Below are 16,806 nucleotides of genomic sequence, written 5' to 3'. Positions count from 1 at the left end.
CGGCCAACTCAGCGTGCGTGGCGCCGCACCAGTTCGCGCGGACTGAGCCCGGTCAGTTGCCGGCTGTCGCGCACCAGGTGCGGGGCGTCGCCATAGCCGGCCTCGAATGCCGCCGCGGTCAGGCTGGGGTGCTGGCGCACCAGGCCCAGGAAGCGCTGCAGGCGCAGGATGCGCGCCAGTGTCTTGACGCCGTAGCCGAACGCCTCGTGGCTGCGTCGCCGCAATGTGCGTTCGCTGATGCCGAGCGTGCCGGTCAACACGGCCAGCCGCGGCGGCGTGCTGCCGGCCAGTTGCGCGAACAGCCAAGCCATCGCGCGATCGGCCTGCAGCGGGCGGCTGGCGCACAGCGCGTGCAAGGCCGCCAGTGGGTCGGCGGCCTCTTCCAGTCGCGCCTGCCAGTCGTGGCCGCGGACGCCCCACAGCGCGTCCAGCGGCACGCGCTGGTCGGCGATGGCCTGCAGTGGCACGCCGAGCAGGCTGGCGCCGGCCCCAGCGGCCAGGCGCACGCCGCTGAGCACACTGCCAGGTGCCAACGTGGCGTCGGTGGCGCGGTGGTCCGGTCCGGCGACGAACAGCACCCGTCCGTCCCAGATCAGGTCGACGCAGCCGTCGGGCAGCACCTGCGTCGCTGCGGTGTCGGCCTCGCCCTGGCGGAAACGCCAACTGCAGCGCAGGCGCTCGCGCAGAACCAGTGGTGCGTCGACTTCGGCGTAGCGGGAGGGCAGGGACACGGGCGGTCGGCGTGCAGCGGGCGTGCCGCCACCGTAGCAGAGCCCAAGGGCGCCGCTGCCGCGCGCTGCCGTGGTGCGGCTACCGCTCCGACGGACCGCTCTCGTCGTAGCCACGCGGGGTGAACAGGTCCGGCTGGATCAGTTCGATGAAGGCGCGCGCCTGGGCCGACAGGACCTTGCCCTTGCGTACCACCACGCCGTAGCTGCGGGTTGGGAAGTAATCCTTCAGCGAGCGGGTGGCCAGCTTGTCGCGGTCGGCGTCGGTGAGACAGATCGCGGTGACGATCGAGATGCCCATGCCCATCGCCACGTATTGCTTGATGACTTCCCAGCCACCGACTTCCAGGGCCACCGTATAGGGCACGCGTGCCTGCTGGAACACCAGGTCCACCAAGCGGTAGGTGACCTGCCGGCGCGGCGGCAGGATCAGCGGATAGGGCGACAGATCCTGCAGCGAGACACTGGACTTGGCGGCCAGCGGATGATCGGGCGGAGTGATCAACAGCTGTTCGAAGCGATAGACCGGCGCGTAGTTCAGGTCGGCCGGGACGTCGAGCATCGAGCCGATCGCCAGGTCGACCGCATCTTCGCGCAGCAGATCGGTGCCGTCGGCGCTGATGGCGTTGTGCAGGGTCAGGCGGACATCCGGATGCCGGGCGCGGAAGTGCTCCACGATGCGCGGCAGCAGATACAGGATGGTGGAGCTGTTGGCGGCGATGTTGAGCTCGCCGGCGTCCAGGCCGCGCACCTTCTCGCGGAAGCTCGCCTCCAGCCCATCCAGGCTCTCCACCAGCGGCAGGGCCATGTCGTACAGCAGTTGGCCCTCGCGACTGGGCGTGAGCCGCCGTCCCGCACGCTCGAACAGCGGCACACCCAGGTCACGCTCTAAGGCCTGCAGCTGCAGCGTCACCGCCGGCTGGCTGACGTAGAGCGCCTCGGCAGCCCGCGACACCGACCCCAGGCGGACCGTCTGGCAGAACGCCCGCAGCGGTTTGAGCCGATCGGATTTGTAGGAAAAACGAGGGCTTGGCGCCATCGGCGTGTACGAGAAGTCACAAGTATAAAGTCAGCTTATTTACACCATTGCGAAAACTGCTTTGTCAAATAACTGATCCCGAGCGACGGTGGAGTCCCGGATACACAGGACCCCCACCTATGTCTGCCACCGCACTCGCTTCCCGTCCGCTGCGTCAGGCCACTCCCGGCCTGGCGTTGACCACCCAGATCGCCGGCCAGGCCGAGCTGCTGCCCGCCGGCGCCCTGGCCCTGCTGGTCTCCCTGCACCGTGCCATCGAGCCGGCGCGCCAACAGCGGTTGGCCGCTCGCCAACGGCGCCAGGCCGCCTTCGACGCCGGCCAACTGCCGGATTTTCGCGCCGACACCCTGGCCATCCGCGATGGCGACTGGACGGTGGCTCCGCTGCCGGCGGCGCTGCTGGACCGTCGCGTGGAGATCACTGGGCCGACCGATCCGAAGATGGTCATCAATGCGCTGAACTCCGGCGCCAAGGTGTTCATGGCGGACTTCGAGGACGCCACCGCACCGACCTGGCGCAATCTGCTGACCGGCCAGCGCACGCTGGCGGCGGCGGTGCGTGGCGACCTGCAGTTCGCCGCGCCCAGCGGCAAGCAGTACGCCTTGCGACCCGAGCACGAACGCGCGGTGCTGATCGTGCGCCCGCGCGGCTGGCATCTGGACGAGAAGCATGTCCTGGTCGACGGCCAGCCGATCGCCGGTGGCCTGTTCGATGCGGCACTGTTCGCCTTCCACAACGCCCGCCTGCTGATGGCCAAGGACCGCGGCCCGTATCTGTACTTGCCAAAGCTGCAATGCATGGAGGAGGCGGCGCTGTGGGAAACCGCACTGGCGCATATCGAAGCCATGCTCGGCCTGCCGCATGGCCAGATCAAGGTGACCGTGCTGATCGAGACGCTGCCGGCGGTGTTCGAGATGGACGAAATCCTGCACGCCTTGCGCAAGCGCATCGTCGGCCTGAACTGCGGCCGCTGGGACTACATCTTTTCGTATCTGAAGACCTTCCGCGCGCATCGCGACCGCGTGCTGCCCGAACGCGGCCAGGTCACCATGACCCAGCCGTTCCTGAAGGCCTATTCGGAACTGCTGATCAAGACCTGTCATCGGCGCGGTGCGCATGCGATGGGCGGCATGGCCGCGCAAATCCCGATCAATCACGACGAAGCCGCCAACGAGCAGGCGATGGCGCGCGTGCGCGCCGACAAGCTGCGCGAGGTGAGTGCCGGCCATGACGGCACCTGGGTCGCGCATCCGGCGCTGATCCCGGTGGCGATGCAGATCTTCGACGAGCACATGCCCGGCCCGCACCAGCAGCACGTGCTGCGCCATGACGTGCAGGTCAGCCGCGAGCAGTTGATCGCCCCGTCGCCAGGCAACATCACCCGTGCCGGTTTCGAGAGCAATGTCGAAGTCTGCGTGCGTTACCTGGCCGCGTGGCTGGATGGCAATGGCTGCGTGCCGATCCACAACCTGATGGAAGACGCCGCCACTGCCGAGATCAGCCGCGCGCAGTTGTGGCAGTGGTTGCATCACGGTCAGCGGCTGGACGATGGCACCGCCATCGATCTGCCGCTGCTGCAGGCCAGCCTGCGCGCGTTGCCTGCACGGCTGGGTGCGGCGGGCAGCTTCGTCGGTGCCGCCCGCGTGCCGGAGGCGATCGCCTTGCTGGAAGACCTCAGTCGTGCCGATGGACTGGCCGATTTCCTCACCGTACCGGCCTACCGTTTGATCGACTGATCCATCGTCCGCGCCGCTGACGCGCGCGGCTCCACCGCCACCTTTTTCGCTGCCGGGCGCCCCACAGGCGTCCAGGCCGGCCGCTGGCCGCGCGTTGCCCGGCCACTCCCTCCGTTGCATCCGCCGTGTCCGACTCCAAGGAGAACGCAAGATGAGCAGCAATCTGCAGACCGCCGAACAACTGCAGCAGCAGTGGGCCAACGACCCGCGTTGGGCCGGGATCACGCGCAACTACACCGCCGCCGACGTGGTGCGCCTGCGCGGCACCGTGCACGTCGAGCACTCGCTGGCGCGACTGGGCGCCGACAAGCTGTGGACATCGCTGCACTCCACGCCGTTCGTCAACGCGCTGGGTGCGTTGACGGGCAATCAGGCCATGCAGCAGGTCAAGGCGGGCTTGAAGGCGATCTACCTGTCGGGCTGGCAGGTGGCAGCCGATGCCAACCTGGCCGGGCAGATGTATCCGGACCAGTCGCTCTACCCGGCCGATTCGGTGCCGGCTGTGGTCAAGCGCATTAACAACACACTGTTGCGTGCCGATCAGTTGCATCACGCCGAGGGCGACGATTCGATCGACTTCCTGCAGCCGATCGTCGCCGACGCCGAGGCCGGCTTCGGTGGGGTGCTCAATGCCTTCGAGTTGATGAAGGCGATGATCGAGGCCGGTGCCGCCGGCGTGCACTTCGAAGATCAGCTGGCGTCGGTCAAGAAGTGCGGCCACATGGGCGGCAAGGTGCTGGTGCCGACCCGTGAGGCGATCGAAAAGTTGAATGCCGCGCGCCTGGCGGCCGATGTGCTCGGCGTGCCGACCGTGTTGATCGCCCGTACCGATGCCGAAGCCGCCGACCTGATCACCAGCGACGTCGATGCCAACGATCGCCCGTTCGCCACCGGCGAGCGCACCGTCGAAGGCTTCTTCCGCACCCGCAATGGCTTGCAGCAGGCGATCAGCCGTGGCCTGGCCTATGCGCCCTATGCCGATCTGATCTGGTGCGAAACCGGCAAGCCAGACCTGGAGTTCGCCCGCCGCTTCGCCGAGGCGATCCATGCCAAATTCCCCGGTAAGCTGTTGGCCTACAACTGTTCGCCCAGCTTCAATTGGAAGAAGAACCTCGACGACGCCACCATCGCCAAGTTCCAGACCGAGTTGGCCAGCTACGGCTACAAGTTCCAGTTCATCACCCTGGCCGGCTTCCATGCGCTGAACCACAGCATGTTCCAATTGGCACACGGCTATGCGCGGCGACAGATGAGCGCCTTCGTGGAATTGCAGCAAGCCGAATTCGCTGCAGCGGATCTGGGCTTTACCGCGGTCAAGCATCAGCGCGAGGTCGGCACCGGCTACTTCGACGCGGTGACTCAGGCGATCCAGCAAGGTCAGTCATCCACGACGGCCTTGCGCGGTTCCACCGAAGAAGCGCAGTTCCGCAGCGACAAGGCGGCCTGAGCGAGCTCTTGCCGATCGGTCATCCAGCCGGGTTCGGACGTGTCCGAACCCGGCTTTTTTGAAGGCGACCCGACGATTCGTCTCTAGGTGCGCGAGACTGGGTGTGATCTGGTTGTGAACGGAAGGTTCATGTACGATGGCGCCACGGATCGACGCTGCAGGTCGATCTAAGGGGCGCAAATGACTTGCCATCACACTGCCGGCGCAGTCGCAGCGACGGGTAGCGTTGTCAAAACGCTGACCGATGGATTGCATGCGCTGATGACCGCCGAAGAGCTTGCGTTCTTTGCGCGCTTCGGACGGACGCAGGATGTGTTGGCTGGGCAGGTCTTGTTCGAGCGCGGCACGGTGGGCACGCAGATGTACATCGTGCTCAGCGGCCAGATCGATCTGGACTTCGGCGAAGACCTGACACTCAAACACCTGGGCCCGGGCGAATTCTTCGGCGAGCTCGGGCTTCTGATCGGCGATCACGCACGCAGTGCCGGTGCCATCGCCGCCAGCGACAGTCGTCTGATCGAACTGAAGCATGCCGATTTCCAGCGCCTGGTCGATCACGATCCGGGCACGGTGGCGCATTTCCTGCGCCGCTCGATCGTGCGGGTGGTCAACAACGAACAATTGCTGATCCGCCAGCTGCGACGTCGCAACCACGATCTGGAGGCGGCGCTGGACAATCTCTACGTCACCTCGCACCAGCTCAACCACACCGAAGAGCTCAGCCGCACCGACGAGTTGACCGGCCTGCAAAACCGTCGCGGGCTGACCCTGCATCTGCAGGAGTGCCGCCGCACCGGCGCCTCGCCGGGCGTCGGGCTGATCCTGCTGGACTGCGACCGTTTCAAGCAAATCAACGATCAGCATGGCCATCTGGCCGGCGATCGCGTGTTGCAGAACGTCGCTCACGCGCTGCGCTCGGTGATCGCCGAAGGCGACCTGGCCTGCCGGCTGGGTGGCGACGAGTTCTGCGTGCTGGTGGCGCAAGGGTCGCTGGAGCTGGTTCGGCACATCGCCGAATCCATCGTCAACGCGGTCGAGGTCCGGCAAGGCGCCATGGCCGACGCGCAGCACGGCTGCTCGGTCAGCGTGGGCCTGTGCACCATCGATGCATCCACCTCTTACAACGATTGGTATACCCGCGCAGACGCTGCCTTGTACGAGGCCAAGCGGCAAGGGGGCAATCGTCTGCATGTGTTCGATCCGTTGCCGTCGGACAAGCGCTAGCGATGACCGTGGGTACGCAAGCACGCAAGGAAGCGGCTGCGGAAGCGATCCAAGCGCCGCGTTTGCGCACCTTGCTGCTGACCGACCTGTGCGACTCCACCGCCATGGTCGAGCGTATCGGTGATAGCGCCGCCGCCGAACTGTTTCGCGAGCACGATCATCTGGTCGTGCGGCTGCAGCAGCGGTGGCACGGCCGGCTGATCGATCGTTCGGATGGATTGCTGTTGTTGTTCGAACGGCCGATCGATGGCCTGGGATTCGCGCTGGATTACGCCCAGGGCCTGCTGACGTTGGGCAAGCGCCGCAACCTGCAGCTGCACGCCCGGCAGGGGCTGCATGTCGGCGAAGTGCTGACCTGGCGCAACAGTGACGAAGCGGTGCAGATCGGGGCCAAGCCGCTGGAAGTCGAAGGACTGGCCAAGCCCACCGCCGCGCGCTTGATGTCGATGGCCCGTCCCGGACAGATCCTGCTGTCGGCCGTCGCCGAATCGCTGGTGCAGCGCGCTGCCCGCGAACTGGGCGAACGCGCCGAGCGTCTGCTGTGGAAGTCGCACGGCCGCTGGCGTTTCAAGGGCGTGCCGACAGGGATGGAGATTTACGAGGTTGGCGAAGTGGGATTTGCGCCGCTGCGCATGCCCAGGACGTCTGCCAAGGCTTGGCGCGAGATTCCGTTATGGCGCCGTCCGTCCGCCTTGATCACCGAGACGGTGGTCTTCGCCGCTGCCGCATTCCTACTGTGGTTCTTCACCAGGCCGGAACCTGCGATTGCGTTCTCCGAAAGGGACTGGGTGGTCATGGGCGACCTGCGCAACCTGACAGGCAACGCAACGCTCGACGGGGCGGTCGATCAAGCATTCCGCATCAGTCTGGAGCAGTCGCGCTACGTCAATGTCCTCAGTGACGACAAAACCCGCGGTTTGCTTGGGCTGATGCGCAAAGATCCGAGCAAGGATTTACTGGACCGGGGGAATGCCTCAGCAGTTGCACTGCGTGCCGGCGCTCATGCCGTGCTGTTGCCGTCGATCGCGGATGTCGGCGGACGCAAGCGGTTTTCGGTCGAAATCATCGACCCGCGGACTCAGCAAACCCTGGCGGTGAGCTCCGCGTATGCGAACAATCGGTCCGTGCTGGATGCGGTCGATACGGTGACGGGCGACCTGCGCCAGCAATTGGGTGAAACCATCGGTAGCGTGCGTGACAACGCGATGCCGCTGCCGGAGGTCACGACCGCCAGCATGGATGCCTTGCGCGCTTTCGCCCTGGGTCAGAAGCGCTATTTCAAAGGCGATCCGCAGGGTGCGCTCGGTTTCTATAGCAGCGCGACCGATATCGACAGCAACTTCGCCCTGGCGTGGCTCGGTCAGGCGAGGGCGAATTTCCTCCTGGCAGACTATCCGCAGGCGAACCGGGCGTTGCGAACAGCCCAGAACCTGACCTCGCGGCTACCGGCGCGTGAGGCCATGTACGCCAAGATACTGAGCATCCGTCTTGTGGATCCGTTCGCAGCGGCCGACGCCTGGGCCCAAATGGCTGAGCTTTATCCCGACTATCAACCCGCACTGAATAACGCTGCACTCAGCTTCTACACCACTAATCGCTTCAAGCAGGCTATGCCGTATGCAAAAGCCTCAGCAGAGAGCAAGGTGGATTCTTCCTCGGTGGCCAAAGACATATTTGGAAGAATTCTGTTTGCACTCGGCGATTACGTTGGTGCAGATCGCGCGTTTAAAGCTGCCGCCGATGGCGGGTATGCATCGGCCACGGTACGCCGCGCTGCGGTTGCGGCAGCAAGACGAGATTTCCAGTTGGCAAAGCAGCTGCTGCAGCAGGTGGACCCGAATGACTTCCATGCTGATATGACGCGCGTGGCGATCGCAATTGATGCAGGTGAGGCGACTTACGCCCTGGCGTGCGCGGAGCGCGGGATGGCCGCGAGCGATCAGCAAAAGGGATTTAATCGCCTGAGTTATTACGTGCCGCTGGCAACTGCCCACCTGGCTGCGGGTGACGACCTTTCCGCGTCGAAGGTTGCGCGTGAAGGGGCAAAGCTTGCGGTAGCTGCGCTACGGAGTAACCAATTAATGGATGCAACAGACGACGTCGTTACTGCGCTGGCCGCGGCCTTGATCGCATTGCGCGCAGGTGACAGCTCTGGCGCAGCGACCATTGTGCGCAGCATCGAAGCCAGTGGAAGGGCGCCAGATAATCGACCGGTCAGGGAATTCAGTGCGGTGGTTGCAGCTGAAAGCCTTACCGCTGCTCACCATCCAGACCAGGCGCTAAAGCTGCTTGAGCCATTTTTGGATGATGCCTCGCGCTTCCAGACGCGAGTCGCTGCCATGAAGGCAGCCCAGCAACTTGGTGATGTTGGTCGTGCGCGTCTGCAAGCAGGATGGATCGCCGGGCGCGCGGGCTTGGCATATGCGGAAGTCGAATGTGGTTACTGCCTACAGTCGCTCAACGTCATTGATTTAAAGGCCATCACCGCCCAGGTTGGGGCCGAAAAATGATCCTATTGGAGTCACCGACGTCCTTGTCAGAAGCAAGTGGATCGACGGATTAAGGCGTAGACGCCAGGAGGCCGTTGATTAATTCTAATGACGCGCCTAGTGAAGAAATGACAAGCTGGCTTACTTCAGCGTTCGTGGTACACAAGATGTCCCACTGCCGATACTGGGCACGGTCTGATTGATGCCCTTGATTAGCATCGCTTGAGTCGCTTCGAGGGCGGCGGCGATAGCTGCTTTATCGGCCAGCTTGATGTCTTTGCAGCATTCCTTGGCGAACACTTCAAGGTCGTCACCAGGCACTGGCGTATAACCAGCCTGCAAGAGTGCGGCTACGGTATCGCTAACGAACAGTGCGCGGAACGCATCGTCAGTGGACAGGAGATCGACAAGATTCTTGGCGACTGCGGGTTGCATCGTAAGCATCGGTGCTCCAAGGACGACGAAAGGAAGATTAGAATGAGCGCGTCAAACGTGCTGCAACTATAGCCAGTTGCGGAGCTTCTGCAACAGCATTCTGGTGCTGGCGATGTTTACGACTACAAGGTGTCGCCTTCCTATGGGCTTGCCTTCAACTTAGTAGGTAGGACCGAGGAATTTTGATGCGTATCAAGCGATGTGCGGTGCTCCTGTTGGAGCCGAGCGAGAAGGTAACGTTCGCGGTTGAATCTCTGTTGCGCGGGGGTAATGGACTGTGCCATGAATTACAGTGGTTGGCCTTGGCGCCACATCTGGATGCACCGGTGCCAGTGGATGGACAGGAGCGCGAAGCGCTTGGGTTGCTGAGTGCGAACCGCTGGACCGAGCGGTCGTCCTTAGACTGCGACGCAGCGGTCGTCGATCGCTTGATCTCGGTGGGTCTGGTGTTGGACGAGTCGCAACCCGAATCTTCAGCCGCGCTGCAGGACAACAGGCTGCGGGCAGCACACTGGCATCCGCTCGCGGCCGTGCTGCATGCCTTCACCCGCTGGGAGGGGGTCGATTCGGTCAAGAATTCCCAGGATTCGGGGACCGAGACGATAGAACAAATGCGGCGGACGCTTGGGCCCCCTCCGGCGGAAGCGGAGGAGCGCGCTATCGCCGCCGACCAGGTAGTGACGCTCCCGACGGTCGTCTATGGCGATTTCGATGCGCTGCTCGGGCGCAGGGTTACTTGCCGCAACTTCGACCTCGATCGTGCGCTGCCCCTCGAAACCCTCTCCCACATGCTGCAGCGTGTTTTCGCCGCCAAGTCGAGCATCAAGATTGGGGAGGACCTGGTGTTCCTCAAGAAGAGTGTTCCTTCCGGCGGCGGCTTGCATCCGATCGAGGCCTATCTGCTCGTGCAAAACGTGGTCGGATTGGCGGCGGGTGTCTATCACTATCGTGCCGATACACATGTCTTGGAGCGATTGCCGGGGATCGACTTGACGCGCACGTTCGTCATGGAAGCCGTCGGGCAGCAGCACTGGTTCGCCGATGCGCAGGTGCTGGTCGCGCTGGTGCCGCGGTTCGCGCGCACGTTCTGGAAGTATCGGCAGCATGCGAAGGCCTACCGGGTGATTGCGATGGAGGCTGGTCACCTGTCGCAAACGCTCTACTTGGCTGCGACGGATCTTGGGCTGGGCGCCTTCATCACGGGGGCGATCAACGAGAAGTACCTGGAGCGTGCGTTGTCCTTGGATCCCATCACGCAAGGCGTCTTGGCGGTGTGCGGGTTCGGCCTGCGCGGTGCGCACATGGTCACCACGGAGCTGGATCCGGATGGAAGGATCTGGTCGTTGCCGGACGGCGACCCAGAACAGACTTCGGCAGTGGATATCGAAGGTGCCGACTCGGGTCCCTTGCGCGGATAGCGAATTGGCCGGGCCTATACGGCGATGACCGATGCGCGCATCAGGTGTCGCGCACCGTGCAACGCGCATGGCGTAACGTCTCCGGACGATGGGGTACGCCGTGCGATCTCTCTAGAGGATTCGCACGGCATACCATCGCAAGCCTGTCGAGGTCTGCGCCTTCCTTGGACCCGACGTCGCTACCGCTTGATCGCCTGCGTATGCGTCTTCAAGGCCTCGCTCAGGCCGTTGATCTTGTCGGCGCCTTCCGGCACGGTGATGCTGGAGCCTTCCAGATCCGCACCGATCGGTTGTAAGCGACCGCCCAGGCATTGGCTCAGGAAGCTTTCGGTCACTGCGTTGAACGCCTTGCTGTTTTCCGGGCGGCGGAAGCCATGGCCTTCGTCCGGGAACAGCACGTAGGTGACCGGAATGTTCTTGGCCTTCATCGCATTGACGATCTGGTCGCTTTCGGCCTGCTTGACCCGAGGATCATTGGCGCCCTGACCGATCAACAGCGGCTTGCTGATCTTGTCGACATGGGTGAGCGGGGAGCGTTCGGCCAGCCACTGCTTGCCGGCTTCGGTAGCGGGGTCGCCCATGCGCCGGGTCAGCTGCTTGTAGAAGCTGGCCCAGTACGGCGGTACGGTGCCGAGCAAGGTGTTGAGATTGGCCGGGCCCACGATGTCCACGCCGCATTTGAATGCGTCCGGGGTAAAGGTCATGCCGACCAGGGTGGCGTAGCCGCCGTAGCTGCCCCCCATGATGGCGACGTCATCCGGCTTGGTGACGCCTTGCTTGACCGCCCATTGCACCGCATCGAGCAAGTCGTCATGCATCTTGCCGGCCCACTCGCCATTGCCGGCATTGGTGAAGGCCTTGCCGAAGCCGGTGGAGCCACGGAAGTTCACCGATAGCACCGCATAGCCACGGTTGGCCAGCCATTGCTGGTACGGGCTGTAGCCGTAGCTGTCACGTGCCCACGGGCCACCGTGGACGAACAGCACCAACGGCACCGGCTTATCGGCCTTGCCGTCATGGTTGGTATCGGCTTCGGCGGGCAGGGTGAGGTAGCTGACCAGCTTGAGGCCATCGCGTGCGGTCAGCTCCTGCGGCCACATCGGCACCAGCGGCTTGCCATCCAGTGCAGGTCGCGCGGAGAACAGCTTGGTCAGCTTGCCGCCATCGGCGCGGTCATAGCGGTAGTAGGTGAGCGGGGTTTCTGCCGCGGAATAGCCAACGATCCAGATGCGGTCATCGAGCGTGCGCGCGGCCACGCTGGCATCGCCGCCGCCGAGCGACTTGAGTTTCTGCAGATCCGCGGCAATGCCGTTATCCAGCGGCTTCCACTCCTCGCGCAAATAGTCGGTGGACACCGCTTGCATCGCGCCGGTCTTGGGGTCGTTCAAGGTGGCGCCGACATCGGCGTGCGGGTTTTCGAACAGCAACGTACGCGCATTGCTCGTGGTGTCGATGGCGTACAGCGCGGCGGTATCGCGGTTGCGCGAATCCTGCATGTACAGCGTCTTGCCATCTTCGGTCAGGCCGTCTGGCGCAGTGTTGGAGACATCCTCGAACGGAATCCGGTCCACGCTCTTCCAGCGGTGGCCATCGGGCACCAGCAGCTCCCTGCCGGCATCGTCCGTAGCGCGGGTGGCGTAACGCAGCCGGTAGTCGCCGTCGAGCAGGTACGTATCCAGGCTGTCGGTATTCTTCTGCACCAGCGTGCGCGTGCCGGAGGCCAGGTCCACGCGATACAGGTCGTGCCACTTGGCATCGCGATCGTTCATGCCAACCATGATCGATTCGGGATGCTGTGCGCTGACCCGATACACCTCGGCATTGGTCTTGTCGAACGGGGTAAGATCCTTGCTGCTGCCATCGGCCAGATTGACCGAGTACAGATGGAAATCCTCATCGCCACCGTTGTCGCGCAGGTAGAGCAAGGTGTTGGCTTGATAGGTCCAGAAATAATTGCGGATACCGCGTGCGGTGTCCTTGGTGATCGCGCGTGCCTGATCGGGCGCATCCACCGGTGCAACCCAGACATTGAGTACGCCCTCCAGTGGCGCCACCCAGCTGAGGTATTTGCCGTCGGGGCTGATGCTGACATTGGCACGCTCGGGATTGCCGAACAGCGCATCGCGGGTGATCAGCGCAGGCGGCGCTGCGGGTGCCGCCGCCGCTGGCGCAGGCGTTGCAGCCTTTTCGGGGGCAGACCCGGCATTGTCCCCGCAGGCAGACAGGGCGAGCAGCATGCTGGAAACAAGAATCAGGCGTTGCATGGGGCCTCCGATGGCAATGCGGCCGGGCCGGCCGATGTGCCACGCTAACGGCGGCACGCGCGCAGGCGAACGTGCCGTTGGTCACCCTCGCATGCGCCGTTACGCAGAGGTGGACACAAATTCCACCAGCGCCGCACCGTCGGCCACCAGATCGCCTTCGGCCACCAGGTACGCCTGCACGGTGCCATCGCTGGGTGCATGCAGGGTGTGCTCCATTTTCATCGCTTCCAGTACCACCAGGGCCTGTCCACGGGCGACTGGCTGACCCACCGCTGCGGCCAGCGAAACGATCCGGCCTGGCATCGGCGCGGTCAGCCCACCCTGGTCCTGCGCGGGTTGATCGGCTTCCAGCAGCGCATCGTGGTGTCGGAAGGCTGCGCGTTGGCGTTCGCCGACCAGGGTCAGCAGGGTGTCATCGCGTAACGCCTGCGCGTGCCATTGCCGGCCGTCCATCTCCACGCGCAGCGCTGTGCCATGCAAGTGGTAGCGCAATGTATGCGTTTCGCTTGCCGAGGTGACGTGCCAGTCATTGGCATGTCGGCGCACATCGAGTGAGCGGCGCTCGCCGTTTGCCTCCAGGATCACCCGCTGCGCCGCATGCGCACCGATGCGCCACCCATCATGATGCTGCCACGGCGAGTACGGATCGGCCGGATCAACTGCCGCCGCCGGCAATGCATCGGCAATCAACACCGCCGCCAGGCACCACCATGCGCTGTCGGGGCTGCGCGCTTCGGGAAACAGGACGGCGTGTTCGCGCTCGATCAGGGCGGTGTCCAGATTGGCGGACGCGAAGGAATCGGTTGCGACCAGCCGCGACAGAAATGCCCCGTTGGTGGTCACGCCCACTGCATGGAACTGCGCCAATGCGGCGCGCATCCGCGCCAGCGCAGCGGAGCGGTCGTGATCCCACACGATCAACTTGGCGATCATCGGATCGTAGTAATGGCTGATGGTGTCGCCCTGCGCGACGCCGGCATCGACGCGGACATGCCGGCTCTCGTTGGGCAACTGCAGCTGGCGCAAGCTGCCGATCGAGGGCAGGAAGCCACGATCGGCGTCCTCGGCATACAGACGCGCTTCGATGGCATGACCGTGGATCTGCAGATCCTGCTGCGCGCAGGGTAGGGCCAAGCCAGCCGCCACCCGGAGCTGCCACTCGACCAGGTCGGTGCCGGTGATCAGTTCGGTGACCGGGTGCTCGACCTGCAGCCGGGTGTTCATTTCCATGAAATAGAACCCGCCGTCTGGGCCGACGATGAATTCCACCGTGCCCGCGCCGACGTAGCCGACCGCACGTGCGGCATCGACCGCGGCCTGGCCCATGGCCGCGCGTCGTGCTTGGCTCATGCCTGGGGCGGGCGCTTCCTCCAGCACCTTTTGATGGCGTCGCTGCACCGAGCAGTCGCGCTCGAACAGATACACCACCTCGCCATGGGTATCGCCGAACACCTGAATCTCGATATGACGCGGACGTTCGACGTATTTCTCCACCAGCACGTGTGCGTTGCCGAACGCCGACTGCGCCTCGCGCTGGCAGCTGGCCAGGGCCTCCTCGAACGCCTCGCCGGCATCGACCCGGCGCATGCCCTTGCCGCCGCCGCCGGCACTGGCCTTGATCAACACCGGATAGCCGATTGCATCGGCCTGCGCGCGCAGATGCGCCGGCGCCTGTTCGTGACCGTGGTAGCCCGGCGTCAGCGGGACGCCGGCCTGCTGCATCAGTGCCTTGGCTGCGCTCTTGTCGCCCATGGCGCGAATCGCCGCCGGCGGTGGTCCGATGAACACGACCCCGGCCTGCGCGCAGGCCTCAGCGAAGTCGGCGTTTTCCGACAGAAAGCCATAGCCAGGATGGATGGCCTGCGCGCCGGTGGCGCGCGCGGCAGCCAGGATCGCCTCGGCGCGCAAATAGCTCTGCTGTGCAGGCGAGGCGCCAATGTGCACGGCTTCGTCGGCCAGCCGCACGTGGCGCGCATCGCGGTCCGCATCCGAGTACACCGCCACCGTGGCGATGCCCAGCTTGCGGCAGGTGGCGATGACGCGGCAGGCGATCTCGCCCCGATTGGCGATCAGCACCTTGGCGAAGTAGCGCGGGTCGCTGGAGCCGGTGGAAGCATGCGCGGTCATGAGCAGGATCTCGGCAAGTCGCCGCAATGGCGGATGATCTGGCGACCGGTCGGTCGGCGGGTCGGGAAGGTCGGTGTCGCGACTAAAGCGTGTGCCGGTGTGGCGTGCTGGAATGCTTGGCTTCTACCGGCGCGCTGCCGACGTATCAGCCGCTGGTCGCAGGCGCGCGCCGATGAACCGGCGGCCGCAATCGACGCGCAGCCGTCGTGGCGGTGGGTTGCGACGGCGGCAAGCCGCACACTGCGCGCGCAGAAGCAAGCCGGCCTGCGTGCGGGCTCCATCGCCTCACATCCGGAACACGCCGAAGCGCGTGGCTGCGATCGGCGCATTCAAGGCAGCCGACAAGCCCAGGGCCAGCACGCGCCGGGTGTCGGCCGGGTCGATGACGCCGTCGTCCCATAGCCGTGCGCTGGCGTAGTAAGGGTGGCCTTGCTGTTCGAACTGTTCGCGGATGGGCGCCTTGAAGGCGTCCTCCTCCTCCGCCGACCATCCGCCGCCCTTGGCCTGGATGCCGTCGCGGCGCACCGTGGCCAGCACGCTTGCCGCCTGCTCTCCGCCCATCACGCCGATGCGCGCGTTCGGCCACATCCACAGGAAATTCGGCGAATAGGCGCGACCGCACATGCCGTAGTTGCCGGCACCGAATGAGCCGCCGATCACCACGGTGAACTTGGGCACCTGCGCGCAGGCCACCGCCATCACCAACTTGGCGCCATCCTTGGCGATGCCGCCGTGTTCGTACTTGCGACCGACCATGAAGCCGGTGATGTTCTGCAGGAACACCAGCGGAATGCCGCGCTGGCTGCACAGCTCGATGAAGTGCGCCCCCTTGAGCGCCGATTCGGAGAACAGGATGCCGTTGTTGGCGACGATGCCGACCGGGTAGCCATGCAGGTGGGCGAAGCCAGTGACCAGGGTGCTGCCGTAGCGTGGTTTGAACTCGTCCAGGCGCGAATCGTCGACGATGCGGGCGATCACCTCGCGCACGTCGAACGGCTTGCGCGTATCGGCGGGAATCACGCCGTACAGTTCTTCGGCTGCATAGCGCGGCGGCAATGGTGCGCGCACCGCCAGCGGAGCGGCGGGCTTGCGCCAGTTGAGGTTGGCGACGATGGCGCGAACGCGCGCCAGCGCCTGCAGGTCGTTCTCGGCGAAGTGATCGGCAACGCCGGAAATACGCGTGTGCACATCGGCGCCGCCCAACTCCTCCGCACTGACTTCCTCGCCGGTCGCCGCCTTCACCAGCGGCGGGCCGCCGAGAAAGATGGTGCCCTGCTCGCGGACGATCACCGTCTCGTCGCTCATCGCCGGGACATACGCGCCGCCGGCCGTGCACGACCCCATGACGCAGGCGATCTGCGGAATGCCCTGCGCCGACAGCGTGGCCTGGTTGTAGAAGATCCGCCCGAAATGGTCGCGATCGGGAAACACCTCGTCCTGCAGCGGCAGGAAGGCGCCACCGGAGTCGACCAGGTAGATGCAGGGCAGGCGGTTCTGCTGGGCGATCTCCTGCGCGCGCAGATGTTTCTTGACCGTCATCGGATAGTAGGTGCCGCCCTTGACGGTGGCGTCGTTGGCCACGATCACGCATTCGACGCCGCTCACCCGGCCGATGCCAGCCACCACGCCGGCACAGGGGACCTGATCGTCGTACATGCCATGTGCTGCCAGTGCGGCGATTTCCAGCAGTGCACTGCCTGGATCCAGCAGTGCGTCGATGCGCTCGCGCGCCAGCAGCTTGCCGCGCGCGGTGTGTTTGGCACGCGCGGCCTCGCTGCCGCCGAGCGCGGTCTGCGCCAGCGTGCGGCGCAAATCCTCCACGACGGTGCGCAATGCGGCGGCGTTGTGCTGGAAGCTGTCGCTGCCGACCTGCAGCTGGCTGGTGATCACGCTCATGGG

At 64.8% G+C, this 16,806-nt stretch carries 11 protein-coding genes; 5 read left to right on the top strand and 6 right to left on the bottom strand.

Annotated features, from left to right (window positions below):
* Positions 1 to 8: 8 nt before the first annotated feature.
* Complete coding sequence (locus CKY51_RS06385) at positions 9 to 731, bottom strand: helix-turn-helix domain-containing protein (RefSeq protein ID WP_022972109.1); 723 nt, start codon at positions 729 to 731, stop codon at positions 9 to 11.
* A 79-nt stretch (positions 732 to 810) separates the two neighbouring features.
* Entirely contained in the window at positions 811 to 1,767 is a 957-nt protein-coding gene (locus tag CKY51_RS06380; protein ID WP_022972108.1) for a LysR family transcriptional regulator, read from the bottom strand.
* A gap of 119 nt (positions 1,768 to 1,886) precedes the next feature.
* Between CKY51_RS06380 and aceB the strand changes: the two genes are divergently transcribed.
* From aceB to CKY51_RS06360, 4 genes are all read left to right on the top strand, one after another.
* Positions 1,887 to 3,503 (top strand): malate synthase A, encoded by a 1,617-nt coding sequence (gene aceB / locus CKY51_RS06375; protein WP_022972107.1) that lies wholly within the window; start codon positions 1,887 to 1,889, stop codon positions 3,501 to 3,503.
* 151 nt (positions 3,504 to 3,654) lie between these two features.
* Positions 3,655 to 4,950: an isocitrate lyase gene (aceA, locus tag CKY51_RS06370; protein ID WP_022972106.1), complete on the top strand. Its 1,296-nt coding sequence runs from the start codon at positions 3,655 to 3,657 to the stop codon at positions 4,948 to 4,950.
* 180 nt (positions 4,951 to 5,130) lie between these two features.
* A complete protein-coding gene (locus CKY51_RS06365) occupies positions 5,131 to 6,174 on the top strand; it encodes a GGDEF domain-containing protein (RefSeq protein ID WP_031339602.1) in 1,044 nt (347 codons plus the stop codon).
* Positions 6,175 to 6,176: 2 nt separating this feature from the next.
* Positions 6,177 to 8,684, top strand: a complete 2,508-nt coding sequence (locus CKY51_RS06360) for a putative peptide modification system cyclase (protein ID WP_152249003.1) — start codon at positions 6,177 to 6,179, stop codon at positions 8,682 to 8,684.
* Between the two features lie 120 nt (positions 8,685 to 8,804).
* On the opposite strand, the gene CKY51_RS06355 is transcribed toward CKY51_RS06360, so the two are convergent.
* Complete coding sequence (locus CKY51_RS06355; RefSeq protein WP_152249002.1) at positions 8,805 to 9,107, bottom strand: NHLP-related RiPP peptide; 303 nt, start codon at positions 9,105 to 9,107, stop codon at positions 8,805 to 8,807.
* Between the two features lie 176 nt (positions 9,108 to 9,283).
* On the opposite strand from CKY51_RS06355, the gene CKY51_RS06350 reads away from it, so the two are divergent.
* A complete protein-coding gene (locus tag CKY51_RS06350) occupies positions 9,284 to 10,516 on the top strand; it encodes a putative peptide maturation dehydrogenase (RefSeq protein ID WP_152249001.1) in 1,233 nt (410 codons plus the stop codon).
* A gap of 179 nt (positions 10,517 to 10,695) precedes the next feature.
* Here CKY51_RS06350 and CKY51_RS06345 read toward each other — a convergent pair whose 3' ends face one another.
* The 3 genes from CKY51_RS06345 to CKY51_RS06335 all read right to left on the bottom strand — a co-directional run bounded on the left by CKY51_RS06345 (position 10,696) and on the right by CKY51_RS06335 (position 16,803).
* The gene (locus CKY51_RS06345; protein ID WP_152249000.1) at positions 10,696 to 12,780 is read right to left on the bottom strand and encodes a S9 family peptidase; all 2,085 of its coding nucleotides are present in this window, start codon (positions 12,778 to 12,780) and stop codon (positions 10,696 to 10,698) included.
* Between the two features lie 99 nt (positions 12,781 to 12,879).
* Positions 12,880 to 14,907 carry an acetyl/propionyl/methylcrotonyl-CoA carboxylase subunit alpha gene (locus CKY51_RS06340; protein WP_022970904.1) on the bottom strand — a complete coding sequence of 676 codons (2,028 nt, stop codon included), beginning with the start codon at positions 14,905 to 14,907 and terminating at the stop codon, positions 12,880 to 12,882.
* Positions 14,908 to 15,192: 285 nt separating this feature from the next.
* Positions 15,193 to 16,803 (bottom strand): carboxyl transferase domain-containing protein, encoded by a 1,611-nt coding sequence (locus tag CKY51_RS06335; RefSeq protein ID WP_022970905.1) that lies wholly within the window; start codon positions 16,801 to 16,803, stop codon positions 15,193 to 15,195.
* Positions 16,804 to 16,806: the final 3 nt, after the last annotated feature.

The sequence above is a fragment of the Xanthomonas maliensis genome (assembly GCF_009192945.1).
Classification (GTDB): domain Bacteria; phylum Pseudomonadota; class Gammaproteobacteria; order Xanthomonadales; family Xanthomonadaceae; genus Xanthomonas; species Xanthomonas maliensis.
Note: the sequence above shows the minus strand (reverse complement) of the source record. Positions and strands in the feature narration are given on the sequence as shown.

Bases quoted from the DNA above. Each gene is read 5' to 3' on its own strand.
- CKY51_RS06380 (WP_022972108.1), bottom strand. From the start codon at position 1,767: ATGGCGCCAAGCCCTCGTTTTTCCTACAAATCCGATCGGCTCAAACCG.
- aceB (WP_022972107.1), top strand. From the start codon at position 1,887: ATGTCTGCCACCGCACTCGCTTCCCGTCCGCTGCGTCAGGCCACTCCC.
- aceA (WP_022972106.1), top strand. From the start codon at position 3,655: ATGAGCAGCAATCTGCAGACCGCCGAACAACTGCAGCAGCAGTGGGCC.
- CKY51_RS06365 (WP_031339602.1), top strand. From the start codon at position 5,131: ATGACTTGCCATCACACTGCCGGCGCAGTCGCAGCGACGGGTAGCGTT.
- CKY51_RS06360 (WP_152249003.1), top strand. From the start codon at position 6,177: ATGACCGTGGGTACGCAAGCACGCAAGGAAGCGGCTGCGGAAGCGATC.
- CKY51_RS06355 (WP_152249002.1), bottom strand. From the start codon at position 9,107: ATGCTTACGATGCAACCCGCAGTCGCCAAGAATCTTGTCGATCTCCTG.
- CKY51_RS06350 (WP_152249001.1), top strand. From the start codon at position 9,284: ATGCGTATCAAGCGATGTGCGGTGCTCCTGTTGGAGCCGAGCGAGAAG.
- CKY51_RS06345 (WP_152249000.1), bottom strand. From the start codon at position 12,780: ATGCAACGCCTGATTCTTGTTTCCAGCATGCTGCTCGCCCTGTCTGCC.
- CKY51_RS06340 (WP_022970904.1), bottom strand. From the start codon at position 14,907: ATGACCGCGCATGCTTCCACCGGCTCCAGCGACCCGCGCTACTTCGCC.
- CKY51_RS06335 (WP_022970905.1), bottom strand. From the start codon at position 16,803: ATGAGCGTGATCACCAGCCAGCTGCAGGTCGGCAGCGACAGCTTCCAG.